General features: G+C 65.1%; 24 protein-coding genes. 9 read left to right on the forward strand and 15 right to left on the reverse strand.

Annotation, left to right across the window (positions count from 1 at the left end):
* Positions 1 to 33: 33 nt before the first annotated feature.
* The 6 genes from JQ572_RS33645 to eno form a co-directional block, all read right to left on the reverse strand.
* Complete coding sequence (locus tag JQ572_RS33645) at positions 34 to 993, reverse strand: helix-turn-helix domain-containing protein (protein WP_211387138.1); 960 nt, start codon at positions 991 to 993, stop codon at positions 34 to 36.
* Positions 994 to 1,167: 174 nt separating this feature from the next.
* On the reverse strand, positions 1,168 to 1,485 hold the full coding sequence (locus JQ572_RS33650; RefSeq protein WP_211387139.1) for an FtsB family cell division protein: 318 nt from the start codon (positions 1,483 to 1,485) through the stop codon (positions 1,168 to 1,170).
* A 113-nt stretch (positions 1,486 to 1,598) separates the two neighbouring features.
* Positions 1,599 to 2,150 carry an NADPH-dependent FMN reductase gene (locus tag JQ572_RS33655; protein WP_211387140.1) on the reverse strand — a complete coding sequence of 184 codons (552 nt, stop codon included), beginning with the start codon at positions 2,148 to 2,150 and terminating at the stop codon, positions 1,599 to 1,601.
* Between the two features lie 174 nt (positions 2,151 to 2,324).
* A complete protein-coding gene (locus JQ572_RS33660; RefSeq protein WP_211387141.1) occupies positions 2,325 to 3,323 on the reverse strand; it encodes an MBL fold metallo-hydrolase in 999 nt (332 codons plus the stop codon).
* 114 nt (positions 3,324 to 3,437) lie between these two features.
* Positions 3,438 to 4,571, reverse strand: coding sequence for a zinc-binding dehydrogenase (locus JQ572_RS33665; protein WP_211387142.1), 1,134 nt, complete (start codon positions 4,569 to 4,571; stop codon positions 3,438 to 3,440).
* 37 nt (positions 4,572 to 4,608) lie between these two features.
* The gene (gene eno / locus JQ572_RS33670; RefSeq protein ID WP_211387143.1) at positions 4,609 to 5,892 is read right to left on the reverse strand and encodes a phosphopyruvate hydratase; all 1,284 of its coding nucleotides are present in this window, start codon (positions 5,890 to 5,892) and stop codon (positions 4,609 to 4,611) included.
* 125 nt (positions 5,893 to 6,017) lie between these two features.
* Between eno and queF the strand changes: the two genes are divergently transcribed.
* On the forward strand, positions 6,018 to 6,506 hold the full coding sequence (queF, locus tag JQ572_RS33675) for a preQ(1) synthase (RefSeq protein ID WP_211387144.1): 489 nt from the start codon (positions 6,018 to 6,020) through the stop codon (positions 6,504 to 6,506).
* Between the two features lie 53 nt (positions 6,507 to 6,559).
* On the opposite strand, the gene glsA is transcribed toward queF, so the two are convergent.
* From glsA to tpiA, 7 genes are all read right to left on the reverse strand, one after another.
* Positions 6,560 to 8,434, reverse strand: a complete 1,875-nt coding sequence (glsA, locus tag JQ572_RS33680; RefSeq protein ID WP_211387186.1) for a glutaminase A — start codon at positions 8,432 to 8,434, stop codon at positions 6,560 to 6,562.
* A gap of 218 nt (positions 8,435 to 8,652) precedes the next feature.
* On the reverse strand, positions 8,653 to 9,861 hold the full coding sequence (locus tag JQ572_RS33685) for an MFS transporter (protein ID WP_211387145.1): 1,209 nt from the start codon (positions 9,859 to 9,861) through the stop codon (positions 8,653 to 8,655).
* Complete coding sequence (kdsA, locus tag JQ572_RS33690; RefSeq protein ID WP_211387146.1) at positions 9,861 to 10,709, reverse strand: 3-deoxy-8-phosphooctulonate synthase; 849 nt, start codon at positions 10,707 to 10,709, stop codon at positions 9,861 to 9,863. Before kdsA ends, JQ572_RS33685 begins: the two co-directional genes overlap by 1 nt.
* Positions 10,710 to 10,834: 125 nt before the next feature.
* Positions 10,835 to 11,161, reverse strand: a complete 327-nt coding sequence (locus tag JQ572_RS33695) for an NIPSNAP family protein (RefSeq protein WP_211387147.1) — start codon at positions 11,159 to 11,161, stop codon at positions 10,835 to 10,837.
* A 78-nt stretch (positions 11,162 to 11,239) separates the two neighbouring features.
* Complete coding sequence (locus tag JQ572_RS33700) at positions 11,240 to 12,871, reverse strand: CTP synthase (RefSeq protein ID WP_211387148.1); 1,632 nt, start codon at positions 12,869 to 12,871, stop codon at positions 11,240 to 11,242.
* 166 nt (positions 12,872 to 13,037) lie between these two features.
* Positions 13,038 to 13,430, reverse strand: a complete 393-nt coding sequence (secG, locus tag JQ572_RS33705) for a preprotein translocase subunit SecG (protein WP_211387149.1) — start codon at positions 13,428 to 13,430, stop codon at positions 13,038 to 13,040.
* A 142-nt stretch (positions 13,431 to 13,572) separates the two neighbouring features.
* Positions 13,573 to 14,328, reverse strand: a complete 756-nt coding sequence (gene tpiA / locus JQ572_RS33710) for a triose-phosphate isomerase (protein WP_211387150.1) — start codon at positions 14,326 to 14,328, stop codon at positions 13,573 to 13,575.
* Positions 14,329 to 14,551: 223 nt separating this feature from the next.
* Between tpiA and JQ572_RS33715 the strand changes: the two genes are divergently transcribed.
* Genes JQ572_RS33715 through moaC form a run of 4 tightly spaced genes read left to right on the forward strand, consistent with a single transcriptional unit; the run spans position 14,552 to position 18,866 of the window.
* The gene (locus JQ572_RS33715; protein ID WP_211387151.1) at positions 14,552 to 16,450 is read left to right on the forward strand and encodes a peptidylprolyl isomerase; all 1,899 of its coding nucleotides are present in this window, start codon (positions 14,552 to 14,554) and stop codon (positions 16,448 to 16,450) included.
* A 14-nt stretch (positions 16,451 to 16,464) separates the two neighbouring features.
* The gene (gene trpD / locus JQ572_RS33720; RefSeq protein WP_211387152.1) at positions 16,465 to 17,478 is read left to right on the forward strand and encodes an anthranilate phosphoribosyltransferase; all 1,014 of its coding nucleotides are present in this window, start codon (positions 16,465 to 16,467) and stop codon (positions 17,476 to 17,478) included.
* A 7-nt stretch (positions 17,479 to 17,485) separates the two neighbouring features.
* Complete coding sequence (gene trpC, locus JQ572_RS33725) at positions 17,486 to 18,304, forward strand: indole-3-glycerol phosphate synthase TrpC (protein WP_211387153.1); 819 nt, start codon at positions 17,486 to 17,488, stop codon at positions 18,302 to 18,304.
* A 1-nt stretch (position 18,305) separates the two neighbouring features.
* The gene (gene moaC / locus JQ572_RS33730) at positions 18,306 to 18,866 is read left to right on the forward strand and encodes a cyclic pyranopterin monophosphate synthase MoaC (RefSeq protein ID WP_256807247.1); all 561 of its coding nucleotides are present in this window, start codon (positions 18,306 to 18,308) and stop codon (positions 18,864 to 18,866) included.
* A 107-nt stretch (positions 18,867 to 18,973) separates the two neighbouring features.
* On the opposite strand, the gene JQ572_RS33735 is transcribed toward moaC, so the two are convergent.
* Positions 18,974 to 19,138: a Flp family type IVb pilin gene (locus tag JQ572_RS33735; protein WP_211387154.1), complete on the reverse strand. Its 165-nt coding sequence runs from the start codon at positions 19,136 to 19,138 to the stop codon at positions 18,974 to 18,976.
* A 311-nt stretch (positions 19,139 to 19,449) separates the two neighbouring features.
* Here JQ572_RS33735 and JQ572_RS33740 point away from each other — a divergent pair, with 311 nt between their 5' ends.
* The 3 genes from JQ572_RS33740 (at position 19,450) to JQ572_RS33750 (ending at position 23,822) form a co-directional block, all read left to right on the forward strand.
* Entirely contained in the window at positions 19,450 to 22,170 is a 2,721-nt protein-coding gene (locus tag JQ572_RS33740; RefSeq protein WP_211387155.1) for a bifunctional diguanylate cyclase/phosphodiesterase, read from the forward strand.
* A gap of 164 nt (positions 22,171 to 22,334) precedes the next feature.
* Positions 22,335 to 22,871 (forward strand): TetR/AcrR family transcriptional regulator, encoded by a 537-nt coding sequence (locus JQ572_RS33745; RefSeq protein WP_249129680.1) that lies wholly within the window; start codon positions 22,335 to 22,337, stop codon positions 22,869 to 22,871.
* Positions 22,872 to 22,961: 90 nt separating this feature from the next.
* A complete protein-coding gene (locus tag JQ572_RS33750; RefSeq protein WP_211387156.1) occupies positions 22,962 to 23,822 on the forward strand; it encodes a DMT family transporter in 861 nt (286 codons plus the stop codon).
* 198 nt (positions 23,823 to 24,020) lie between these two features.
* Here the strand turns inward: JQ572_RS33750 and JQ572_RS33755 are convergent, their stop codons facing one another.
* The gene (locus JQ572_RS33755; RefSeq protein ID WP_211387157.1) at positions 24,021 to 25,358 is read right to left on the reverse strand and encodes a S41 family peptidase; all 1,338 of its coding nucleotides are present in this window, start codon (positions 25,356 to 25,358) and stop codon (positions 24,021 to 24,023) included.
* Positions 25,359 to 25,660: 302 nt separating this feature from the next.
* Between JQ572_RS33755 and JQ572_RS33760 the strand changes: the two genes are divergently transcribed.
* Positions 25,661 to 26,794 carry an alpha-hydroxy acid oxidase gene (locus JQ572_RS33760; protein ID WP_211387158.1) on the forward strand — a complete coding sequence of 378 codons (1,134 nt, stop codon included), beginning with the start codon at positions 25,661 to 25,663 and terminating at the stop codon, positions 26,792 to 26,794.

A 26,794-nucleotide genomic window follows, 5' to 3' on the forward strand; every position in this document is an offset into this window, starting at 1 on the left:
TGCAGCGCCACTGAAGGCGGGAGACGCGATGGCTCAGTGGTTCAGCTCGAACCGCTTCAGCTTCCGGTGCAGCGTGGCACGGCTGACGCCGAGGGCCTTGGCGGCCGCCGACACATTGCCACTGGCGCGCAGGAGCGCCCGCTGCAGCACCGCGCGCTGACCGCCGGCGAGGTGGTCGCGCGCGGTATCGCCGCCCAACAGATCCGCCGCAGGCACCGGCTGCAACGGCCGGCCGGGCGCGATCCCGAGGCTCACCCGGGCGGAGCGGGTGGCGCCGATCACGAGATCGTCCGCATCGACTGCGACGAGGCCGCTGCACTGTCCGTCCGCAGCGGGCGTCAGTACGATGCGGGCGTGGGCGAAAGCCCTGCGAAACAGATCAGCCTCGATGCGCCTCGCCGCCTCGCATGCCGCCAGCGCGATCAGATTGGAAAACGCATCGGTGCGGTCGGCCCGGCAGGAGGAGACGTCGAGCACGCCGGCAAAGGCCGCCTCATGGTCGTAGATCGGTACCGCGGTGCAGCTCAGAAGCGTGTTGCGCGTGAAGAAGTGCTGGTCGCGGTCGATCGTCAGCGGACGCTGCTCGACGACACAGGTGCCGATGCCATTGGTTCCTTCATGCTCCTCGCTCCAGAGCGCACCGGTCCACAGGCCCCAGGACTGGAATGTGGCATCGTCTGCCGGTGTGCCGCGACGGTCGACCGGCACGCCCTCGCCGTCTGCGAGCAGCACACAGCAGCCGCTCGCACCAACCGCCTGATAGAGCCGGTCCATCGCGCCTTGCGCGGCGGCCAGCAGCGGCGCGATTCGCTCGCGCGCCTGGTGCAGCTCCACCTCTGTCAGCCGCATCGGCGAGGTACGGCCGGCGGGATCGAGATGGTGCAATCTGGAGGAACGGCGCCACGAGGCCACGAGCGCGGACCGTGCCGCCTGGCCTGACGCGATGGCGGCCTCGACACGGGCCGCGTGATGCCGGCACATTGGCCCATTCATCACTGTTTCCTCCGGATGGCAGTCTAGGCTGTGCCCGCACGGCACGGTTGATCTGCGTCAACTTGGAGCGGCAGCGGCGGAAGCCATGAGCCCGTTGCGGCCCTGCCGTCAAGGCGGCCGTCCCGTTCCAGATCTACGACTTTGGGACGTGTTTTTCGAAAATTGCGGTCGGCGCTATTTCGCCGGGATCATTCGAACAAGATCGTGCGGATTGACATAGTCGAGCTGGAAGCGCGCCCGCTCGTCGAGCATGTCCGGATCGATCCGCGAGGTGCGCAGCAACGAGACGCGCTGCTCGCTCCTGGCGCGCTCGCGCTTGAGCTGCGCCAGCTCGCTCGTCAGCGCGATGATCTCCTGGTCGAGTTCCTGACGCGCATTGAGGCCGTATTTGCCGGTGTAGGCATTGACGCCGAAATAGCCGACGATGGCGGCCGCCATCGCATAGAGGGCAAGGCCGGTCAGGATCGATTTCAGGCGCGCGCGAGAGACCATCCTGGGAAGATGGGACAGGTTGGTTAAGGGAGTGCTAATTGCGGCTCCTGCCCGAACCACCAATCGTCGTGCCCGGGGTTGTCCCGGGCATGACGAAGACTTGGGTGTCGGCTTCAGCCGTGGTGCTTTGCGACGTGCGTGGCGAAGGCGTCGATATAGGCCTGGAGCACACCCTTCAGCGAGTCCTTGGCCAGATTGCCGTCGGCATCAAAAGCGTCGCCGACTGCGTTCAGATAGATCTCTGGCTGCTGCATGATCGGGCCGGCGATGCCCGGCAGGATGTTCTGGAGCGTCTTGGCAGCGCTGACGCCGCCGAGCGGGCCCGGCGAGTTCGAGACGATGCCGACCGGCTTGCCGTTGAACGAGCTCTTGCCGTAGGGCCGCGAGGCGACGTCGATCGCGTTCTTGAGAACACCCGGGATCGCGCGATTGTATTCGGGGGTGACGAAGATAACGCCGTCAGACCTCTGGAGCTTTTCGCGGAAGGCCAGCCAGTCGGCCGGCGGCGCGCCCTCGAGATCCTGGTTGAAGAACGAGATGCCCGCCGGCGTGACGACCTCGAGCTTGAGCGAGGCCGGCGCGAGCTTTGCCAGCGCGTTGGCGATCTTCAGCGAAAAGCTGTCCTTGCGCAGGCTGCCGGCGATCGCGACGATGTTGTAGGCCATGGGGTGTCCTTGAAAGCTTGAGGGAAGTGCCGCGCGGCACTTAAGCGACCTCGGGGGATGGATGCAAGTGCATGGACCCCTCCGATTTGGAAACACTGCGTTTCTGAAACAATCGCCCCAAAAATCAGGCCGCCAGACGGCGGCCCGATCCTTCGCGCAAACGTCGAGCCCGGATCAGATCGTCGGATTCCACGCCGACGGGATCAGGCGGTACTTGGCGCCGTCCTTCTCGACATGGCCGACCGAGGGAAAGGTGAAGTGGAAGCCGATCACGGTCGCCTTCTCGGCCGCCGCCATGTCGTAGAATTTATGGCGGGTTGCCTGCGCCATCGCGGCGTCGGTGTCGAACACCACGTGCCAGTCCGGATTGCGCAGGAAGAATTCCGGAATGTTGGTGACGTCCGACTGGATCAGCACCTTGGCATCGCCCGAGGCGACCGCGAACGAGGTGTGACCCGGCGTGTGGCCCGGTGTCGCGATCGAGGTGATGCCCGGCGCGACCTCCTTGCCCCAATCGTACTTCGTGACCTTGGATTCGAGGCCGGCAAAGGTCTTCTTCACGTTGGCAAAGTAGTTCTTCATCATCGCGTTGGGCTCGGCCTTGGCGGCGTTCTCCTCGCTGGTCCAGAACTCCCAGTCCTTGCCCGGCACCATGATCTCGGCATTCGGGAAGGCGAGTGCGCCGTCGGCCAAACGGATGCCGTTGGTGTGGTCGGGATGCAGATGCGACAGCAGCACGACGTCGATGCTCTTCGGGTCGACGCCGGCAGCCTGGAGATTTTGCAGCGTGCGGCCGACCGCGCCCTTGCTGGGCTCGAGATTGGCGACGCCGTTGCCGGTGTCGATCAGCACGAGCTTGCTGCCGGTGTTGATCAGCTGCGGATTGAACGGCACCGTGACCATACCCTTCGGCATGTAGGACGCCTCGCCCGCGGCGAGCGCCTCGTCCTTCGGCACGTTGACGACGAACTTGTCCGGCATCGGGAAGGTGCGCGCACCGTCATTGATCGAGGTGCACTCGTAGGACCCAACCTTGTAGCGATAGAAGCCCGGCGCCTGCGTGCCAGTTTGCGGCACTGAGGCATTCGCAATATTCGGCCGAAGCCCGGTAACGGCAGCCGCGCCGACGGCAGCGGCACCTGCGAGCAGGTGGCGGCGATTGAGGTCAGTCATGGAAAGTCCCCTTCTGAGCACTGCGGTTTTCCGCTTTCATTGGCGGCGGAATAATCTCCCGCCGCGCTCAGAAGGCAAGACCTTCTTTCGGTGACGTGCCGCCGCACATCACGATTATTTATTTGGGTTGATGAGGAATTTTTCGCCGGTGGCCCGTTTGGCGTAGACCGCGATGTTGGCGGGATCGAGCGCTTCCTGAAGCGACACCACCTTGGTGTAGTGGCTGGCAAACGTCGTCTTCAATTCGTCGACGACGCGCTGGCGCAGCTTTGCCCCGTCCGCCTGACCGATCTTCATCAGGAACGGAAACAGCAGCCAGCCGCCGACGCCCCAGGCCATGCCGAAGCCGCGCGGCAGCTCGATCGGGCGGACATCGAGCCCGCCGTAGACGTAGACCTGCTTGTGGACGTTGGAGCCGTAGCGGCTGTATTCCTTCGCGGTCTTGTTGATCGCGACTTCCATGCAGTTGAGGATGTCGCCGGCGAGCTTGCCGCCGCCGATCGCATCGAAGGCGATGGTGGCGCCGGTCTCGACCAGCGCATTGGTGAGATCGCCGAGAAAGCTCGGCGCCGTGGAATCGACGACATGTTTGGCGCCGATCTTGTGCAGGATATCGGCCTGCTCCTTGCTGCGGACGATGTTGACGAGCGGTATCCCGTCCTTGATGCAGATCTTGTTCAGCATCTGGCCGAGATTGGAAGCCGCGGCCGTGTGCACCAACGCCTTGTGCCCTTCGCGCCGCATCGTCTCGGTCATGCCGAGGGCGGTCAACGGATTGACGAAGCAGGAGGCGCCTTCGGCCGGCGTGGTGCCTTCAGGCAGCGGCAGGCACTCGCGCAGTTTGAGCGTGCGGTACTGGGTATACATCGCGCCGCCGATCATGGCGACGGTCTTGCCCATCAGCGCCTTGGCGGCATCGGACGAACCGGTCTTGATGACCACGCCGGCGCCCTCGTTGCCGACCGGCATGGATTCGTCGAGCCGGCCCGCCATCGCCCGCATCGCGCCTTCCGGCACCTTCGCGGTGATGACGGGGGCATCCTTGCCGCCCGACGCTTTCGCCGTGCTCATATCGGCTGCGCCGATCAGGAGCCCGAGGTCGGACGGGTTGATCGGCGCCGCCTCGACGCGGACGACGACCTCGTCCGGGCCCGGTTCGGGCGTAGGCACGTCCAGGAGCGAGATCTCGAGCTCACCGCTCTTCTTAATCAGCGAACGCAGTTGCAGGCCGGTCTTGCCGTCGCTCATGTCGATCCTCCCCTGTCCGTGTTGGTGAAGCGCTGGCTTATGCCAGCGCCTTCAGTGCCGCCTTGCCGCCGTAGAGCGCCTGCTTGCCGAGCTGCTGCTCGATGCGCAGGAGCTGGTTGTATTTGGCGGTGCGATCGGAACGTGCAAGGGAGCCGGTCTTGATCTGACCGCAATTGGTGGCGACGGCGAGATCGGCGATGGTGGAATCCTCGGTCTCGCCGGAGCGGTGCGACATCACCGAGGTATAGCCGGCCTTGTGCGCCATCTCGACGGCGGCGAGCGTCTCGGTCAGCGTGCCGATCTGGTTGACCTTGATCAGGATCGAGTTGGCACGGCCGGCCTTGATGCCCTCGGCGAGGCGCTTGACGTTGGTGACGAAGAGATCGTCGCCGACCAGCTGGCACTTCTTGCCGACGAGGTCGGTGAGCTCCTTCCAGCCGTCCATGTCGTCTTCCGACATGCCGTCCTCGATGGTGACGATCGGATAGCGCGAGACGAGGTCCGCAAGATACTTGGCCTGCTCGGAGATCGAGCGGGTCTTGCCCTCGCCTTCATAGACGTACTTGCCGTCCTTGAAGAACTCCGTCGAGGCGCAATCGAGGCCGATCACAATGTCGGAGCCCGCCTTGTAGCCGGCCTTGCCGATCGCATTCATGACGAATTCGAGCGCGGCGTCGGCCGACGGCAGGTTCGGGGCAAAGCCGCCCTCGTCGCCGACATTGGTGTTGTGGCCGGCCTTCTTCAACTCCGATTTCAGCGTGTGGAAGACCTCGGCGCCGTAGCGCAGGCCCTCGGCGAAGGAGGACGCGCCGACGGGCAGGATCATGAACTCCTGGAAGTCGATCGGGTTGTCGGCGTGCACGCCGCCATTGATGATGTTCATCATCGGCACCGGCAGGAGCCGCGCCGAGGTGCCGCCGACATAACGATAGAGCGGCATGTCGAGCGAGTTCGCGGCTGCCTTGGCGCAGGCCAGCGAGACGCCGAGGATGGCGTTCGCGCCGAGCCGGCTCTTGTTCGGCGTGCCGTCGAGGTCGATCATGATCTGGTCGAGCTGGGCCTGCTGCTCGACATCGAGGCCGCTCAGGGCCTCGAAGATCTCGCCGTTGACGGCGCCGACCGCCTTGGTGACGCCCTTGCCGAGATAGCGGGCCTTGTCGCCGTCGCGCAGTTCCACCGCCTCATGGGCGCCGGTGGAGGCGCCGGACGGCACCGCGGCACGGCCGAGCGCGCCATCTTCCAGCACGACGTCGACCTCGACGGTGGGATTGCCGCGGCTATCCAGGATTTCACGTCCGATGATGTCGATGATGGCGGTCATGAGGGCCTCTTTTCGGGGAACGGAGGGGGCAGTTGGCGGTGCTTCTACCGCAATGCATCGAAGCGGAAAAGGCCGGGTGACGGCCGCACGATGATTGGCTAAGAGGGCCGCACGGAGGCGGCCTCATGTCGAAAAATCCCAGCAAATCGAAGAACTCACGCTCGAACCCGGCTGCCCTGCAACTCGGCCGCGCGGTGGAATGGCCGGATGCGCCCGAGAAGGCGAAGCTCGATCGCGTGCCCAATCCGCAGGCGGGTACCGATTACCTGGTGCGCTTCACCGTGCCGGAATTCACCTCGCTCTGTCCGGTCACGGGACAGCCGGATTTCGCGCATCTGATGATCGACTACGCGCCGGGTGCGTGGCTGCTGGAGTCGAAGTCGCTGAAACTCTACATCGCAAGCTTCCGCAATCACGGCGCCTTCCACGAGGACTGCACCGTGATGATCGGCAAGCGCATCGCCAGCGAGATCAAGCCGAAATTCTTGCGCATCGGCGGCTATTGGTATCCGCGCGGCGGCATCCCGATCGACGTGTTCTGGCAGACCGGACGCGCGCCGAAGGGGCTCTGGGTGCCGGAGCAAGGCGTCGCGCCGTATCGCGGGCGGGGTTAGCCACGAACGGGACCTGCGGCCGGCCATTGGCTGCGCGGCAATGAGGCCGATCCCTAATAAGCGCTCAGCAGATCCACCTTCGCATTCGCCAACACCAGCCGCCGCGCCAGGATGGCTGCGAGGTTGCGCATGATCTTCAGCGAGGTCTCGGGGTGCAGCCGTCGGTAGTCCGCAAAGCTGTCGAGCGGCAGTTCGAGGCAGGTCACCGGCGTGTCGGCGAACACATCGGCGCTGCGGCCTTGCTCCAGGATCGCCATCTCGCCGAATTCCATGCCGGGGCCGAGCGAGGCCAGCCGCACGCCGCTCCGCAATTTTACGCTGACCATGCCGCTCTGCAAGAAGAACAATGAGTTGGCGGGCTCGCCGGCGGCGATGATGCGTTGACCGGCGGAATAGTGGCGCGTGGTGGACAGCTTGACGATGGCGGCGATCTCGTCGGTGTCGAGCTCGGCCAGCAGCGCCTGTTCGCCGAGATGCGTGCTCTCCTTCACGTCGGTGAAGCCACCGAAGCGGTAGATCACCTGGTCCTCGGCCCATTCGATGGCATCGTCGAGCAGCGCAAAGCGGCGCAGCCGGCGTGGCTCCGCCGTGCGCGCCGAGATCGCGGCCCACACCGCCGATGTCTCCTCGAAGCCCGACAGGATCGTGGTGATGCCGGCATTGCCGAGCGCCGTCAGGGTCTCGCCCAGAAGCTCGGCGCCGGCCGAAGTGATATCCGGAACGCGGCGGAAATCGATGATCAGCAGCGGCGCGTTCGGCGGCTCACTGGTGAGCCTTCGCGTGACGTAATCGATGGTGCCGAAATTGAGCGCGCCGACCAGCTCGAGGATGCGGATGTCGCTATGGCGATCATCGAGGATCTGCTGCTCGTGCGGCGGGCGGCTGCGGCGCGAGGAGATGCCGTAGACGTCGTAATCGGCCATGATGCAGGTGCGGACGTCGGCATTGCGGTTGAGCATGTGCAGGTCGAACCGCGCCGACAGCGCCTCGCAGACCTTCAGGCCACGCACGCTGTTGAAATGATTGTCGAGCAGCGGCGAGAAGGTACCGAGCCCCAATTGCGAAGGCAGCGCCGCGACGATGCCGCCGCCGACGCCGCTCTTGGCGGGAATCCCGACGCGATAGGTCCACTCGCCGGCATAGTCGTACATGCCCGAGCTCGTCATCACCGACAACGTGCGCGCGACGATGTGCGGCGTGATCACCTGCACGCCTGTCACCGGATTGATGCCGCGATTGGCGAGCGTGGCCGCCATCACGGCCAGATCGCGCGCGGTCACCAGGATCGCGCATTGCCGAAAATACACATCGAGCACCGCATCGACGTCGTCCGGCAGCACCGCGTAATTGCGCAGCAGCCACGCGATGGCGCGGTTGCGGTTGCCGGTCGCGGTCTCCGAGACATGCACGGCCTCGTCGACCCCGAGCTCGCGCCCGGCGAACTGGCTGAGCTTGGAGCGGACGCGCTCGAAGGCGCCCTTCCCGTCCACTCCGTAGATCAGTCCCGAACATGCGATCGCGCCGGCATTGACCATTGGGTTGAAGGGACGGTTGTCGTTGGTGAGCCGGATCGAATTGAAGGCTTCGCCGCTCGGCTCGACCCCGATGGTTGCAGCGACACGCTCCTCGCCGACCGTCTCCAACGCAAGGGCAAAGACGAAGGCTTTCGAGACCGACTGGATCGTGAACGGCACTGCGCTGTCGCCGACCTCGTAGACGTGGCCGTCGATCGTGACGAGCGCAACGCCGAAATGACCGGGGTTGGCGCGCGTCAATTCGGGAATGTAATCGGCAAGCTCGCCAGAATTGTCGGTCCTGAATTCCTCGTAGCAATCGGTCAGGAAACGCCGCAGCGGTGGTCTCGTGGGATATCCGGTCGATCGGGTCGAACCGGCAACGCTGGGCGAACGGCTGGGCTGGGCATCCACGGTGTCACCTTCGGTTTTGCTCAAAATCGAAGCAATCCGCGTGCCATGCATGCAGAGGCACCCGTGGCACGGTGACGCGAATTGCGCGTTTTCGCGACCAAACAGCGGCGAACAACAAGATCGCCGCCAACCCGGGGCAATTCCCGCCTCATGCTTCCGACCGCAAGCTCAGCGGTTGATCCAGCTCGATTGCGAAGAGCGGTAGTTCGATACTTCCGTCAGGGCCGCGCGTCAGCCGGGGCTCGCGGCTTGAGCAGCCGCGCGCAGACGAAGCCGAGCGCAACCATGATCGCTGCGCTCGCAAACAGGGTCGGCATCTTGCCACCGTGCTGGAGACCGAGGCCATAAGCGAGCGGCCCCACCGTCTGTCCCATGAAGAAAAAGAACGAATGCAGCGACAGCGCGGTCGCACGGGCCTCGGCCGAGAGCTCGCTGGCGAAGACCTGCAGACAACCATGGGCGATGTAGAAGCCCCATCCCATCACGACGAGATTGAGCGCCTGCACTTCCCAGCGAGGGCCGAAGGCGACGACAACGAGCTGCGAGGCCACCAGCGTCATGCCCGCGATCATCATGCCCTTCATGCCCAGCCACGGCAGCAGGCGCGACACCGTCAGCGTGTAGAACAGGCCGCCGACCGCAAAGCCCGCGATGACGATTCCGGCGATCGAGAGCGATGTCTGCCCGAGCTCGAACAGGAACGAAGCGATGTAGGGAAACAGGCCGAGCACGCAGCAGCCTTCGATGAAAACAGCCGAATAGCACACATAGGCGTTCGGGTTGGTGAAGATGGTGCGATAGCCGGCCTTCAGCGCCGACAGGCTGGTCTTTGGCGGGTGCTTGACCCTGGCGCCACGAAAACCGGCGGCGACCGCGATCGAGGCAACGATCACGAGCACACCGAGCACCGCCAGCACGCCGCGCCAGCCGAGGAAATCGCCGATCAGGCCGGAGGCGGAGGCGCCGAGGAGATTGCCGGTCATCGCGCCCGCGAGCGTGCGGCTGATCGCGACCTGGCGCTTCTCCGGCCCGACGAGATCGCTGGTCAGGCTGAGCGCCACCGGAAACACGCCGCCGGAGCCGATGCCGGCGAGGATGCGGGTTGCGAACAGAACCGAGAACGAGGTCGAGAACGCACCCAGGATGTTGGCAAGGCCGAGCAGCGCGAGGCAGCCGATCATCAGCCGCGTCTTGCCGAACAGGTCGGCGGCGGCGCCGACGATCGGCTGGATGATCGAGAAGGTGAAGGCGAACACCGCGGCAAAGCCGGCAGCGGTCGCGATGCTGACGCCAAAATCCTCGGCGACGTGCGGCAGCACCGGATCGAGCGCGCGCGCGGAGAGCGCTGCGGCAAAGCTTGCACCGGAGATGACGTAGAGGGCGGCCGGCAGGCCGTGATCGTGCGGCCGCGCCTCGCCTTGCTGCATCAGCGCGGGTTCTTTGCGATGGCGTCGAACGCCATCAGCTTACGGATCAGTCCTTCGAACTCGCGCAGCGGCACCATGTTGGGTCCGTCGGACGGCGCGCGATCGGGATCGGGATGGGTCTCGATGAAGACGCCGGCAACGCCGACGGCGACAGCCGCGCGTGCCAGCACCGGCACGAATTCGCGCTCGCCCCCGGAGGAGGTCCCCTTCCCGCCCGGCTGCTGCACCGAATGAGTGGCATCGAAAATCACCGGAGCGCCGGTGGTGCGCGCCAGGATCGGCAAGGCGCGCATGTCGGACACCAGCGTGTTGTAGCCGAAGGACGCACCGCGCTCGGTGACGAGCACGTTGGGATTGTTCGCGCTGGTGATCTTGGTGACGACGTTGGCCATGTCCCAGGGCGCCAGGAACTGCCCCTTCTTGACGTTGACGACCTTGCCGGTCGCGGCCGCGGCCAGCAGCAGATCGGTCTGCCGGCACAGGAACGCCGGGATCTGCAGGATGTCCACGGCCTGCGCCACGTCGGCGCACTGCGTGGCCTCGTGCACGTCGGTCAGGACCGGCAGGCCGAGCGACGAACGGATTTCCGCGAAGATCGGCAGCGATTGCGCGAGCCCCAGCCCGCGCGCGGCGGATGCGCTGGTGCGGTTGGCCTTGTCGAACGAGGTCTTGTAGACGAGGCCGATCTTCAACCGCGCGGCGATCTCCTTCAGCGCGGAGGCCACCTCCAGCGCATGCTGGCGGCTTTCGAGCTGGCACGGCCCGGCAATGATCGAGATCGGCAGATCATTGCCGAATTTGACCGTGCCGACGGTGACGACCGGCGCCGCTGACGTCGATGAGCTCAAGGCAAATCCCTCGTTTCGCCGCGACCATAGCGGCGATGAAGGGCGGATCAACCCTATTCGGCCCGGGCTGTTTGAATATCAGGGTTGCGCGGGGTTCCCCGCAATGCTTCCCGCGGCGGGAGACGCTACCTGACCGACGAGAAGGCCGTCGGCGTCAGCAGCTGGCTGACGATATTGCCGACGATCTGGCCGTCCGCCTCGCTCTCGGCGCGTGCCTTCATCCAGTCCGGGTCGGTCATGAACTTGCCCCACTTCGCTTCGCGATCGGCGAGCGAGTCCCAAGCCAGGAAATAGGTCAGCTCCTGGTTCGATTCACCGATCAGAGTGGTGAAGAAGCCGGCCTGCTTGATGCCGTGCTTTTCCCAGAGCTTCAGTGTCACCGTCTCGAACCGCTTCAAGAGCGCCGGCAGGCGGCCGGGCACACAGCGATAGATGCGCATTTCATAGATCATCGGAGTTCACTCCTGCATTGTTGTTCTTGCGGCAGGGAGTTGTCGCAACAAATGGCGCGATCGTCAAAGGCGGGGAAATCAGACCAGCCGGCTCTGCACCATCGCCGCCTGAATGAAGGACGCGAACAGCGGATGCGGCTCGAACGGCCGCGATTTCAGCTCCGGATGGAACTGGACGCCGATGAACCAGGGGTGATCCTCATACTCGACGATCTCCGGCAGCACGCCGTCGGGCGAGAGGCCCGAGAATTTCAGGCCGTGCTGCTCGAGGCGATCCTTGTAGGCGGTGTTGACCTCGTAGCGGTGACGGTGGCGCTCGGAAATCTCGGTCGCGCCGCCATAGACCTGCGAGACGCGGCTGCCGCGGTTGAGCGCGGCAGGATAGGCGCCGAGGCGCATCGTGCCACCGAGATCGCCGGCCTTGGAGCGCTTCTCGAGCTCGTTGCCGCGCAGCCACTCCGTCATCAGGCCGACCAGCGGCTCCTTGGTCGGGCCGAACTCGGTTGAGTTGGCCTCCTCGATGCCGACCAGATTTCGCGCGGCCTCGATCACGGCCATCTGCATGCCGAAACAGATGCCGAAATACGGCACGTCGCGCTCGCGCGCGAACTGCGCCGCGCGGATCTTGCCTTCGGCGCCGCGCTGGCCGAAGCCGCCCGGCACCAGGATGCCATTGACGTGCTCGAGGAACGGCGCGGGGTCTTCCTTCTCGAAGATCTCGCTCTCGATCCAGTCGAGATTGACCTTCACCTTGTTGGCGATGCCACCATGCGAAAGCGCCTCGATCAGCGACTTGTACGCATCCTTCATGCCGGTGTACTTGCCGACGATGGCGATGGTGACGTTGCCCTCGGGATTGCGGATGCGCTCGTTGATCTGCTGCCAGCTCTTGAGCACCGGCGGGATTCGCGAGCCGATGCCGAAGGCGGCGAGCACTTCGTCGTCGAGGCCCGCGTTGTGATAGGCTTCGGGCACGGCGTAGATGCTGTCGGCATCGCGCGCCTCGATCACCGCGCTTTCGCGTACGTTACAGAACAGGCCGAGCTTGCGGCGCTCCTCCTTCGGAATCTCGCGGTCGGTACGGCAGAGCAGGATGTCCGGCTGGATGCCGATCGAGCGCAGCTCCTTCACCGAGTGCTGCGTCGGCTTCGTCTTCAATTCGCCGGCGCTGGGGATGTAGGGCAGCAACGTGAGGTGGATGTAGATGGCGTGATCGCGCGGCAACTCGTTCTTGAGCTGGCGTATCGCCTCGAAGAACGGCAGGCCTTCGATGTCGCCGACAGTGCCGCCGATCTCGACCAGCACGAAGTCGTAATCGTCGTTGCCGGAGAGGACGAATTCCTTGATGGCGTTGGTGACGTGCGGAACGACCTGGATGGTCGCACCGAGATAGTCGCCGCGCCGCTCCTTCGAGATGATGTCCTGGTAGATGCGCCCGGTGGTGATGTTGTCCTGCTTGGTCGCGGGCCGTCCGGTGAAGCGCTCATAGTGACCGAGATCGAGATCGGTCTCCGCGCCGTCATCGGTCACGAACACTTCGCCGTGCTGATACGGCGACATCGTCCCGGGATCGAGGTTGAGATAGGGGTCGAGCTTGCGGAGGCGGACCTTGTAGCCCCGGGCCTGCAGCAGGGCACCGAGTGCCGCTGAAGCCAGACCCTTGCCGAGCGAAGAAACCACGCCGCCGGTGATGAATATGTACCGCGCCATGGGGCTTAACCTCTAATCCCTCGAATTCGATTCGCCAAAGCGATTCGTATTCCGCCCCAAATAATCTGCGGGCCTGTGGGTGAGCCAAAACTGAGAGTGGTGACAGAGCCTTGATGGGGATTTTTGATGCAGGACGGTAGAAGCCGCCCTGCATGGCCCCCCTGCTTTATTGCGAACGCGGAACCTGGGGGCCGCTCGGCGCCGGCGCGGGCTGCTGCTGCTGCTCGTCGGCCTTCTTCAGCGAATCCAGGATGCCGCCGGAGGTCGGCGGCGCGATCGGCGATCCGCCGGCCGGCTGGCCCTGCGACGCCGGCGTGCCGATGATCGACGAGGGCGCACGATTGTAGCCGGCATACCAGGACAGGAACAGGCTGGTCAGGAAGAAGCCCGCGGCCAGGATCGCGGTCGTCCGCGACAAGAGATTCGCGGTGCCGCGGCTCGACATGAAGCCCGCGCCGCCGCCCATGCCGAGGCCGCCGCCTTCCGACTTCTGGAGTAGGACGGCGCCGATCATGACGGCGACGATCATGAGGTGGATGACGATGACAACAGTCTGCATAGTGTCCTTCCGTCACAAGCCGACAGCGCCGGTACCGGCAGCCGATCGCGCTTCGCGGGTTTTCCTGAAGTTGCGCGGTGTTACACGATCGGAAACGGCATTGCCACCCCCGATCGGGCCCGTATCCGCGCTTTGAGATTAGCTAGGGGCAGCCCTTCGCAATGGCAAGAAAATCGGCCGCCTTCAGGCTGGCGCCGCCGACCAACGCTCCGTTGACGTTCTTCACGGCCATCAGCTCGGCTGCGTTCGAGGGCTTGACCGATCCGCCATAGAGGACGCGCATCCTGGCGCCGTCGGCTTTGAACCGGGAGGTCAGGAACTCCCGGATAAAGCCATGAATTTGCTCGACATCCTTGGACGTCGGGGTCAGGCCGGTACCGATCGCCCAGACCGGCTCATAGGCCACGACCAGATTCGCCGCCGTGGAGCCGTCCGGCAGCGAGCCGTCGAGCTGGCCGCGCAGGACGTCCAGGGTCTGGCCGGCATCGCGCTGGCCTTGTGTCTCGCCAATGCAGACGATCGCGACCGCCCCGGCCCGCCGGGCGGCCTCGGCCTTCTGCCGGATCAGGGCATCGCCCTCGCCGTGGTCGGCGCGGCGCTCGGAATGTCCGACGATGATCGAGGTAGCGCCGGCATCCGCCAGCATTTCGGCCGCGATATCACCGGTATGGGCGCCCGAGGCCTTGGGATGGCAATCCTGGGCCCCCACCGCGACGTTCTTGCCGCGCGCCCTCTCGGCGAAGGCTGCGATCAGGGTCGCCGGCGGGCAGACCAAGAGATCTGCCTTGCCGTGCACTTCTGCCGCACCATTGAGCATGGCGTCGAATTCGGCAGTCGCGCTCTTCAAGCCGTTCATTTTCCAGTTGCCGGCGATCAGCGGTCGGATGGCATCGGTCATGTCGATTTCCAGCAAAATGAGGTTTGTGCATGCGCTAGCAGAGGTGTCGCGGCAGTTCCAGAGACCCCGGGCCTTTAACCGCAGCTACGAACGACCGCCTGACCCGAGGTTGCGGGGGGAAAGCCGCCACTTTATGATGATTGATCAATTTGGTGACGCGCTTTTGCGGAATCTGCATTAAAGACGCGCTCCCGTTCCCCTCCTGCCAAACAAGTTGGACCAAATGCTTCGAGGAATGCGCAAGGCCTCATCAAACTGGCTCGGCAAGACCATTATGGCCGTGGTGATGGGCGTGCTGATCGTCAGTTTCGGCGTTTGGGGCATCGCCGACATCTTCAAAGGCTTCGGGCAGTCCACGGTCGCCAAGGTCGGCGGGACCGAGATTTCGCTGAACGAGTTCCGCCAGATCTACACCGATCGCCTGCAACAGATCAGCCGTCAGTTCGGCCGTCCGCTGACGCCTGACCAGGCGCGCGCGTTCGGCCTCGACCGCCAGGTGCTCCAGCAGACGATCGCGGAAGCCGCCCTCGACGAAGAGGCGCGCCGTCTCGGGCTCGGCCAGTCCGACGACCAGATCCGCCAGGTCATCATGAACGATCCCAACTTCAAGGGCGTCGGCGGCAGCTTCGACCCGAACCGCTTCCAGGCCATGATCCGCAATTTCGGCTATACCGAGCAGCGCTACGTAGCCGACCAGCGCAAGGTCTCGCTGCGACGGCAGATCACCGGCACGATCGGCGCCGGTCTCGAGCCGCCGAAGGCGATGATCGACGTGCTGACGCGCTTCCAGAACGAGCAGCGCGCCATTGAATTCGTCAGGCTCGATGCGGCCCAGGCAGGCACCATCGACGCGCCCTCGCCCGAGGCGCTCGCCGCCTATTTCGAGGATCACAAGGTCCAGTTCCGCGCGCCCGAATATCGCAAGATCGCATTCGTCGTGGTCTCGCCGGAAGAGATCGGCAAGTGGAGCGAGGTCTCCGACGACGACGCGAAAAAGCTGTTCGACCAGCGCAAGGACCGCCTCGGCACGCCGGAGAAGCGCCAGATCCAGCAGCTCGTGTTCCCCAACGCCACCGAGGCGCAGGCCGCGCGCGAGCGGCTCGTCGGCGGGATGTCGTTCGAAGATCTCGGCAAGGAGCGCGGGCTCAGCGCCTCCGACATCGACCTTGGGCTCGTGACCAAATCCTCGCTCGATCCCACAGTCGGGACTGCCGCCTTCGCGCTTCCCGCGGGGGAGATCAGCCAGCCGATCCAGGGCGCTCTCGGCACCTCGATCGTCAAGGTCCACAAGATCGAGCCGGGCAAAGAGGCGAACTACGCCAGCCTTGCCGGCGACATCAAGCGCGAGATCGCCACCGAGCGCGCGCGCGTCAAGGTCGCCGATCTTCGCGACAAGATGGAAGACGAGCGCGGCGGCGGCTCCAGCGTGATCGACGCGGCGCAGAAGCTCGGCCTCACCGCCGTGACCATCGACGCCGTCGACCGTTCGGGCCGCGCCCCGAACGGTCAGGCGGTCGCCAACATCCCGCAGGGCCTCGACGTGGTGTCCCAGGCCTTCAACACCGACGTCGGCGTCGACAACGACTCGATCTCGTTCAAGGGCGGCTTTGTCTGGTACGACGTGCTTGCCATCACGCCGTCCCGTGACCGCAATCTCGACGAAGTTCGCGACCAGGTCGAGGCGCGCTGGCGGCAGGACCAGATCGCGACCAAGCTGAAGGCCAAGGCGACCGAGATGGTGCAGAAGCTCGAATCCGGCGGCAAGCTCGCCGACGAAGCAGCCGCGGTCGGCGCCAAGGTCGAGACCGCGACCGGCTTCAAGCGCGACGACTCGCCCGCCAGCGTGCCCGCAACCGTCGTGGCGGCGGCCTTCCGCGCCGCCAAGGACGGCGTCGGGCAGACGCCGGTGACCGGCGGCACCGAGGTGATCGTGTTCCGCGTCACCGACATCATCGATCCCACGGTCGACGCCGCTTCCGACGCGGTCAAGAAGCTGAAGGACGGCCTCGACCGCGCGCAAACCGAGGAGCAGGTCGCCTCCTATGTCAACAAGCTCGAAACCGACATCGGGACCAGCATCAATCAGGCCGCCTTCGCGCAGGTGACCGGCGCGAACCAGTGAGTTGAAAGCACGCGATGGACGACCTGAAATCGATCATTGGAAAAGTGGCGACCGGCGCCAGCCTGTCGCGTGAGGAAGCGGCGTCCGCCTTCGACGCCATGATGTCCGGCGAGGCGACGCCCTCGCAGATGGGCGGCCTCCTGATGGCGCTGCGGGTGCGCGGCGAGACCGTGGACGAGATCACCGGCGCGGTCGCGGCAATGCGCTCCAAGATGCTCACGGTCGACGCGCCCGCGGACGCGGTCGACATCGTCGGCACCGGCGGCGACGGTTCGGGCTCGGTCAATGTCTCGACCTGCGCCTCCTTCATCGTCTCGGGTGCCGGTTTGCCGGTGGCCAAGCACGGCAACCGCGCGCTGTCGTCGCGCTCGGGCGCCGCCGACGTGCTGGCTTCGCTCGGGGTGAAGATCGACCTCCGGCCCGAACAGGTCAGCCGCTGCGTGCGCGAATGCGGCATCGGCTTCATGTTCGCCCCCGCCCATCATCCCGCCATGAAGAACGTCGGCCCGACCCGGGTCGAGCTGGCGACGCGCACGATCTTCAATCTGCTCGGCCCCCTGTCCAATCCGGCCGGCGTGAAGCGGCAGATGGTCGGCGTGTTTTCCCGCCAATGGGTGCAGCCGCTGGCGCAGGTGCTGAAGAATCTCGGCTCCGAATCCGCCTGGGTGGTGCACGGCTCCGATGGCCTCGATGAGATCACCCTCACCGGCCCGACCTTCGTCTCCGCGCTCCACAATGGCGAGATCCGGAATTTCGAGGTGACGCCGGAGGAAGCCGGCCTGCCGCGCTGCGAGCCCGGTGCGTTGAAGGGCGGCGACGCCGACGCCAATGCGATTGCGCTGCAGAGCGTGCTCGACGGCAAGCCGAGCCCCTATCGCGACGTGGCGCTGATGAACGCCGCCGCGGCGCTGGTGGTGGCTGGCCGCGCCAAGGATCTCAAGGAAGGCGTCGCGATCGGCGCAACGTCGCTCGACAGCGGCGCGGCGAGCGCACGGCTGAAACATCTGATCGCGGTCTCCAACGGCTGAGTTTCCCATGTCGGACATCCTGACCAAGATCGAAGCGTACAAGCGCGAGGAAATCGCAGCCGCTAGGCGCGCACGGCCGCTTTCGGACGTCGAGGCGGCGGCGAAGGCGCAACCCGCTCCGCGCGGCTTCCTCCGCGCGATCCGGACCAAGCTCGGCCATGGCGACTACGCGCTGATTGCCGAGATCAAGAAGGCCTCGCCCTCGAAGGGACTGATCCGCGCCGATTTCGATCCGCCGCTGCTCGCGAGGGCCTACGAAGCCGGCGGCGCCGCCTGCCTGTCGGTGCTGACCGACACGCCCTCGTTCCAGGGCCATCTCGACTTCATGGTGGCAGCGCGCACGGCGACATCGCTGCCGGTGCTCCGCAAGGACTTTCTGTTCGACACCTATCAGGTGGCGGAGGCCCGTGCGCATGGCGCCGACTGCATCCTGATCATCATGGCTGCGCTCGACGACGCCACCGCCAAGGATCTCGAAGACGCTGCTATCGCCTATGGCATGGACGTGCTGATCGAGATCCACGACCGGGCCGAGCTCGACCGGGCGTTGAAACTCCGCTCGCCGATGATCGGTGTCAACAATCGCAACCTGCGCACCTTCGAAACCACGCTTGCGACCAGTGAAGGATTGGCGCCCCTGATTCCCGGGGACCGGCTGATGGTCGGCGAGAGCGCCATCTTCACGCCCGCCGATCTCGCCCGGCTCGAGCGCGTCGGCATGTCGACCTTTCTGGTCGGCGAAAGCCTGATGCGGCAGGCTGACGTGACCGCCGCCACGCGTACGCTGCTGGCGCGTGAGACTGCGCTCGCGACGGGTACGCGCTGACATGGCGCGCAAATCCTCGGCGCGCAAATCTTCGGCGCGAAAGTCCTCCGCGGCCAAGTCCTCCGCGACCAGGCCATCCAGGAGGGTCGGCCCTGCCCTCACCCACATCGGCGCTTCCGGCGAGGCACGGATGGTGGACGTGTCTGACAAGCCCGCGACCGAGCGGCTCGCGGTCGCGGAAGGACGCGTCGTCATGACCAGGGCGACGCTTGATCTGATCGTCTCCGGCAACGCCAAGAAGGGCGACGTGCTCGGCACGGCCCGCATCGCCGGCATCATGGCCGCCAAACGCACCTCGGAGCTGATCCCGCTCTGCCATCCGCTCGCGCTGTCGAAGGTGACGGTCGAGATCGAGCCCGACGCAAAGCTGCCCGGCTGCCTCGTCCGCGCCAGCGTGAAGGTCACTGGGCCGACCGGCGTCGAGATGGAGGCGCTCACCGCCGTCTCGGTCGCCTGCCTCACGATCTACGACATGATCAAGGCGGTCGAGCGCGGCGTGCGCATCGAGGGCATCCACCTGGTCGAGAAGCTCGGCGGCAAGTCCGGCCATTACCGCGTCTAGAACCTCATTCCGATTGCATCGGAACGGAGCTCCGGATTTCTGTTTTAACGCGTTTTCTTTACGCGAACCGGTGCCCACTTCGCTTGAAAATGCTCTGGTGCGCGCCGCTATTTCAGCGACGTGCTGATCGACCCGAATTTTGTATTGAGCTTGCTGCCCATGCCGTTCACGACGGTGATGATCGCAAGCGCGATGCCGGCGGCGATCAAGCCGTACTCGATCGCGGTTGCACCGGTTTCGTCGGCGAGAAAATTCTTCAAAGTATTCTTCATGATCGTATCCTCTCTGCTTCGTTGCGAAGACACTCGCAATTCGTGTGCCAATGCGGACATGAGGATCGCCAGCACCTTAGATGGTTAAGCTCGCGTTGATCATCGCGATGCCCGGCAGGAATTGACCGGCCCGGCGCAAGCAACCGGCAAATCCTGCACGTCTCGTGTCCCGCGCATCGATCGCTTTTGTGCGCGTCCGTTCACGGCGCGTTAACCCACCTTCCTAACTTTGCCTCCACCCCGTTCCCGTAAACCAACGGATGCTTTCGGGGCCGAGAATGACCCTGACGTGTGCACGGCAACGATCGAGCATGATGACGAGATTCGGCAGTCGCCTTTTTGACCAGGCCTTCGCGCGCAGCGGGCCGATCCGCTGGCTGGTCGTGGGCGGCGCGCTGCTGATCGCGGCGATCGCCGTCGGCGCGACGCTGATGGCGCAGAACTTCTGCGAACGCGCGTTGCGCAACTCCGCCCGCGAGCTGGAAAATACCGTGCTGCTGCTCGCCCATCATTTCGATCAGCAATTGCAGGATTTCGCCGTCATCCAGAAGGACTTCGTCGACCACGTCCGTATCAGCGGCATCGCAACCGTGGAGGACTTTCGCAAGCGCCTCGCCGGCCAGGACATCCACCGGATGCTGCGCTCGAAGATCGAGGCACTGCCCTATATGGGCGGCGTCAACGTCATCGATGCCGAAGGCAATTTGATCAATTCGTCGGCGGCATGGCCAGCCCCGAAAGTGAACGTTGCCGATCGCGCCTATTTTCGGACCTTCAAATACGATCCCAACTCGCCGGACGTGCTGATCGAGCCGCTGTACAGCCGCGTCTCCGGCGCCTGGACCATCCTGATCGTGCGCAGGATCAACGGACCGAACGGCGAGTTCATCGGCGTGGTCGGACGCGGCATCGAACCGGCCAATTTCGAGAAATTCTTCGAACCAGTCGTGCTCGGCGAGAGCGCCACGATCTCGATGCTGCACCGGGACGGCACGCTGCTCGCCCGCTATCCTCACTCCAGCGAATTGATGGGGCGGAATTTCAAGAACGGCGCGTTCGAGCAGCAGAGGGTCTTCGGGCTCGATCACTTCGCCGGTCACTTCACGAGTCCCGTCGACGGAGAGGACCGGCTGATCTCCGCGCATGCCCTGCCCCACTTCCCGATTCTGATGATGGCCACCACGACCCGCGCCGCGGCCCTTGCGGATTGGCGCGAGCAGATCGGCATCCTGATCTCGGTCGCCGCCTCTTCCGCGCTCGCCATCGCGGGCGTGCTGATCGCGATCGTGCGCAAGCTCATGCAGCAGCACCGCCTTTCGCGCGAGCGGCTGACGCTGGAAAAGCAGCGTCTCGATCGCGCCGTCAACAACATGACCCAGGGCCTGCTGCTGTTCGACGCTTCGCAGCAGCTCGTGATATGCAACCAGCGCTACATCGAGATGTACGGGCTGTCGGCCGAAATCGTGAGACCGGGCTGCAGCTTCCACGACATCATCGCACACCGCAAGGCCACCGGCTCGTTCACGGGCGATGTGGACCTGTACGTCGCGCGGGTCCTGCGCGACATCCATGCGCGCAATTCCATGGTGATCGACACCTCCGATGGGCGCTCGATCCAGATCGTCAACGAACCCCTCGCGGACGGCGGCTGGGTGGCGACGCATGAGGACATCACCGAGCGCCGGCGCATCGAGGAGCGCATCACCCATCTCGCCCATTACGACGCGCTGACCGACCTGCCGAACCGCGCCCTGTTCCACGAGCGTCTGCGCGAGGAATTGGCCGTCGTCGCCGGGGGCGAGCAGCTCGCGGTGCACTACATTGACATCGACGAGTTCAAGGGCGTCAACGACGCGCTCGGGCATCTCGTCGGCGACGAACTGCTGAAGTCGGTCGCGCACAGCCTCCGCCGCTGCGCGGGGCCGGCGGACTTCGTGGCGCGGCTCGGCGGCGACGAATTCGCCATCATCCAGGGAGCGGTGACATCGCTGGACCAGGTCAACGAGCTCGTCGCACGTGTGTTCGAGGCCATCCGCGCCCCCTTCGACTGCATGGGCCATCATCTTGCGACCGAGGCCAGCATCGGCATTGCGCTGGCGCCGCAACACGGCACGGCGCTCGACCAGATCCTGAAGAACGCGGACATGGCGATGTATGCCGCCAAAGCCGCCGGACGCCGGACCTATCGCTTTTTCGAGCCGGCCATGGATGCCAAAATCCACGAGCGGCGCCAGCTCGAGATCGACCTGCGCCACGCCATCGCCCATGGCGGCCTCGAGGTCTACTACCAGCCCTGCCTCAGCCTCAAGGACGACCGCATCACCGGCTGCGAGGCGCTGGTCCGCTGGCGCCACCCCGAACGCGGCATGGTCTCGCCCGCCGAATTCATCCCGATCGCGGAAGACACCGGCCTGATCAACGAGATCGGCGAATGGGTGCTGGCCACCGCCTGCCGCGACGCCGCCGCCTGGCCCGACGACATCCGCCTCGCCGTCAACGTCTCGCCGGTGCAGTTCAAGAGCGGCACGCTGGCGCTGAAGATCGTGGCGGCGCTCGCCGCGTCCAATCTGCCCGCGAGCCGGCTCGAGCTCGAGATCACCGAGGCGGTGCTGATCCGCGACGACGACACCGCGCTTGCGATACTGCACCAGCTCCGCGCCATCGGCGTGCGCATCGCGCTCGACGATTTCGGCACCGGCTACTCCTCGCTGAGCTATCTGCACCGCTTCCCGTTCGACAAGATCAAGATCGACCGCTGCTTCGTCAACGATATCGCCGGCCCCGACGGCTCCGCCAGCATCGTCCAGGCCGTCGTCAATCTGGCGGCCGCGCGCCGCATGACCACCACGGCCGAAGGCGTCGAGACCGAGGAGCAGCAGCGCCTGCTACGCGCGCTCGGCTGCTCCGAGATGCAGGGCTATCTGTTCAGCGCCGCAAAACCGGCCGACCAGGTGCTGGAGCTGTTCGCAGTTCATTGCAGCCGCCTCGCCCAGCGCGGTAGCGAGGAAGGCCGCCGCCGCGAGGCGAGCTAGGGATCTGCCCCACAGGTGCGGTCGTCAGCTCATGGGGCCCAGGGGGACCGCTTGGAATTAAAGACCATTTGGTCTATATATCGGAAATGCGTCACCGAGCCACAGTCCAGTCACCCCGTGGCCGGCCCCGAGGTTTCGACACGGAAGCCGCCGTCGAACGCGCGATGGGTGTGTTCTGGTCGCGTGGCTATCACGCCACGGCGCTGCCGGACCTTCTTCGTGCGACCAAGCTCTCGCGTGGCAGCCTGTATGCCGCATTCGGTGACAAGCACTCGCTGTTCCTGCGTGCGCTCGATCGCTACATCGCCGATGCCCTGACACGGATGGATGTTGAACTGGCGTCCCGCCGGGAGCCGGTGGACGGCCTGCGGGCCTTCCTTGCCGGGTATGTCGACCGAACCAGCGGCGCCAAGGGGCGGCGTGGATGCCTGCTGGTGGCCACGGCCATGGAACTGGCCGGTCAGGATGCCGACGTTGAGCGTCGCATCGCGAGCTTTTTCGAAGCCATGAAGGCCAGGGTGGCCGATGCACTTTCCCGCGCGAAGGCGGCGGGCAAGCTGGCCGACGGCGTCGAGCCTGCAAGTGCCGCCGGAATTCTGGTCTGTTTCGTCGAGGGGTTGCGCGTGGTCGGCAAAACGGCACCGACACGGAGCAAGTCGCAAGCCACCGCCGACGCTCTTCTCGACCGCTTCATCAGGTAGACAACCCGTTTCATTGGGATAGCGACCTTGGGCACCTCCGCCGTCAACACGCCAATATCTGGACCAATCGGTCTTGAAAGGAAGGGTGCCATGTCCGCCATAGAGATCGTCTGTGCCGTGGCCGTTCCCCTGCTCTGGGGTTATCAGTTCGTGGCCATCAAGGTGGGCGTGACGGAGTTTCCGCCTCTCTTCTTCCTCGCGCTGCGCTTCCTGGCGATCGCGCTGCTGCTCGTTCCGGTGGTCAAGAAGCCCACGCGTCGGCAGTTCGGCCCGATCGCAGCGATTTCGATTTTCCTCGGGGGACTGAACTTCGGGCTGTTCTATGTCGGCCTTGGGCTCGGCTCGGGAAGCATGTCGGCCGTCGCATATCAACTCGCCACGCCCTTCACGGTCCTGCTGGCGTGGCCGCTTCTTGCCGAGAGGCCCTCACTGACCACCTCCGCCGGCGTCGCTCTTGCATTCGCCGGCGTGGTCGTGTTGGCAGCGGGGCCCGGCCTGTCGGCAAACGCGCTTCCGCTGCTGCTTGTGGTCGCGGCCGCCTTCGCATTCGCCGTGTCCAACGTCTTGACGAAACGCTTCGGCCCTTTTGATCCCCTGATGTTGATGGGATGGTCGTCGCTGTTCACGGTGCCGCAGGTGATGTTGATGTCGCTGCTCCTTGAGCATGGACAAGTCGCGAGCCTGGTCACGGCGGATGGACGCGGTTGGCTGGCGCTCGCCTATACGATCTTCATCGGAGGAATTGTCGGGTTCGGCCTCTGGTTCTGGTTGATCGCCCGCTGCTCCATGGGCCGCGTCGCACCCTTCGGTCTATTGCTTCCGGTGTTCGCCCTGATGTCGAGCGTGCTGTTCCTTGGCGAGCGCGTCACCCCCAAGTTGATTGTCGGTGGACTGCTCGCGATCTCCGGCGTCGCCCTGACACAGTTAAGACCCGGCGCGCGGGCAATTTGAGCAGTCGTCGTTCTTGAGCCGAGACGTCAGCCCGTGAGGATCTGACCGTGGTGACTCGTCCGGCGATGGGCCGAGCGCGGCGGCCGCTACGAGGCCACCTTTGCGGCCGTGAACCCGGGCTGAGACGGCGTCCGAAACGAATTCGCCCGGGAGCGGTATCCGCTCCCGGGCGATGGACGTCTCACAGTTCGCGAGGGTTCAGTTCGGCACCGTGGCCTTCGATGCGGGCTTGGCCGCGACGGCATTCGCGGTCTGGCCGTGCAGGAAGTCGTAGGCCGCATGCAGGGCCTTGTCGTTCTTCTCTTCCGGCGGGACATAGGACTGCGATCCGGTCTGCTCGGTGCCGTCGGCGGCCGACAGATGCCCACGCATCTGGGACTCCGCCATCGTATCCATCCGGCCCTTCAGCTCGGGCGGCACGTCCTGGAGGATCTCGATGTCGGGCGCGATGCCCTGGGCCTGGATCGAGCGGCCCGACGGCGTGTAGTAGCGCGCCGTGGTCAGCGCCAGCGCGCCATTGCCGGCGCCGAGCGGAATGATGGTCTGCACCGAGCCCTTGCCGAACGAGCGCGTACCGATGATGGTCGCACGCTTGTGGTCATGCAGCGCACCGGCCACGATCTCGGAAGCCGAGGCCGAACCCCCGTTGACGAGGACGACGAGCGGCTTGCCCTTGGTGAGGTCGCCCCCATGCGCGGTGAAGCGCTGGGTCTCTTCCGGATTGCGGCCGCGGGTCGAGACGACCTCGCCGCGCTGCAGGAACGCGCTCGACACCGACACGGCCTGGTCCAGCAGGCCGCCCGGATTGTTGCGCAGGTCCATCACATAGCCGACGAGCTTCTCCGGCGGGACCTCCTTCGAGATCGACGCGATTGCCTTCTTCAGGCCGTCGGTCGTCTGCTCGTTGAACGAGGTGACGCGGATATAGCCGATGTCGCCGTTCTCGACGTGGAAGCGCACCGGGCGCACATGGATGATCTCGCGCTTGATCGCGACGTCGAGCGGGGCGTCGGCGCCCTTGCGCACGATCGTGAGCTTGGTCTGGGTGTCGACCGGCCCCTTCATCTTGTTGACGGCCTGCTCGAGCGTCATGCCCTGCACGGCATCACCATCGATCTTGCTGATGAGGTCGCCCGACATGATGCCGGCCTTCGACGCCGGCGTGTCGTCGATCGGCGAGACGACCTTGACCAGGCCCTCCTCCATCGTGACCTCGATGCCGAGCCCGCCGAACTCGCCGGAGGTGGTCTCCTGCATCTCGGTCCAGGCCTTGTCGTTCATGTAGCGCGAATGCGGATCGAGCGAGGTCACCATGCCGGTGATCGCGCCTTCGATCAGCTTGGCATTGTCGGGCTTTTCGACATAGCTCGCCTTCACCCGCTCGAACACCTCGCCGAACAAATTGAGCTTGGAATAGGCGTCATCCGCACTCGCTGCCGCCCGTGCCGCCCATACGCTGCCGTGCGGACTGGCTACCAGAAGGGTCAGACACGCTCCCGTGAGCGCGCCCAGGGGGAACAGCAGGGTTTTCCGCATGGATAGGCTGGCCTTTTTCTCGCGCTTCGGTTGGGCTGGGAGCCGCCATGCAAATGGCGATCCAGCCTGTTTCTCACAATACCATTCTGGTTTCTTCAAGGCCGGGATGCCACGCCGGCGTTTACACCGAAAAAATCCCTTCGTTCGAACCTAAACTTTTGGCAACGTTGCAGAACCCGTTCGGGCGCGGCGGGAATCGGCGGACCGGCCACGCCGCGCAGTCATACCCAATTTAGGATGGTTTTGCAGAGCCGGACGGGTTAGGCGATCAGACAAGGCTTCAAATTCTCGGGAGGATAACAATGAACGAAGCACCCAGCATCCGGCCGGAAAGGAACGTCGAACTCGGCGCCAGCAACGAGCCGTTCCAGAATCTGCACGAATTCATCCGCAAAGCGCGTGCCAATCTCAACCAGAATGCCTGGGATTATATCGTCGGCGCCGCCGAGACCGAGACCACGATGCGCCGCAACCGCATGGCGCTGGACGAGATCGCCTTCCGCCCGCGCGTGCTTCGCGACGTTCGCAAGGTCGACGGCACGGTCGAGCATTTCGGCCGCAGGATGCGCCTGCCCCTGGTGCTCGCGCCCGTCGGCGCGCTGGAGATCTTCGATCCGGATGGCGCGGCGAGCGTTGCACGCGCCTGCGGCACGTTCGGTGCGGCGCACATGCTGAGTTCGGTGTCCGAGCCCGGGCTCGAGAAGACTGCCGAAGCCGCCCCCGACGCGCTGCGAATCTATCAGCTCTATGTCCGCGGCGACGATGCCTTCGTCGCCGATGTCGTCAGCCGGACCGAGAAGAACGGCTATGCCGCCTTCTGCCTGACGGTCGACACCGCCCATTACAGCCGTCGCGAACGTGACATCGCCAAGCGTTACGTTCGGGAGAGCCGCCTGCGCGCCACCGGCGGCGACTACCAGAAGGGTCTGGAGTGGCGGACCGTGAAGATGATCAAGGACAAGTTCAATATCCCGCTGATCCTGAAGGGCATCGCCACCGCCGAGGACGCGCAGATCGCGATCGATCACGGCGTCGAGTGGATCTACGTCTCCAACCATGGCGGCCGCCAGCTCGATCACGGCCGCGGCGCCATGCATTTGCTGCCCGAGATCGTCGACGCGGTGAAGGGCCGCGCCAAGATCATGGTCGATGGCGGCTTCGGCCGCGGCACCGACATCGTCAAGGCCATCGCCGCAGGCGCCGACCTCGTCGGCATCGGCCGGCTGCAATGCTGGGCGCTGGCGGCGGCCGGCGAAGCCGGCGTGGCGCGGATGCTGGAGTTGCTCGAGGACGAAGTGCTGCGCTGTCTCGGCCTGCTGGGTGCCACCTCGTTCGCCGGGGTCGACAAATCCTGCCTGCACCAGGCGGCCGCAACCAACGCGCCGAGCGTGTTCAGCGCGTTTCCGCTGTTCGATCACGAGCCATATCGATACTGA

Origin of the sequence: Bradyrhizobium sp. SZCCT0153 (assembly GCF_018129995.1) — a bacterium.
In the GTDB taxonomy this organism is placed as follows: Bacteria; Pseudomonadota; Alphaproteobacteria; order Rhizobiales; family Xanthobacteraceae; genus Bradyrhizobium; species Bradyrhizobium japonicum_G.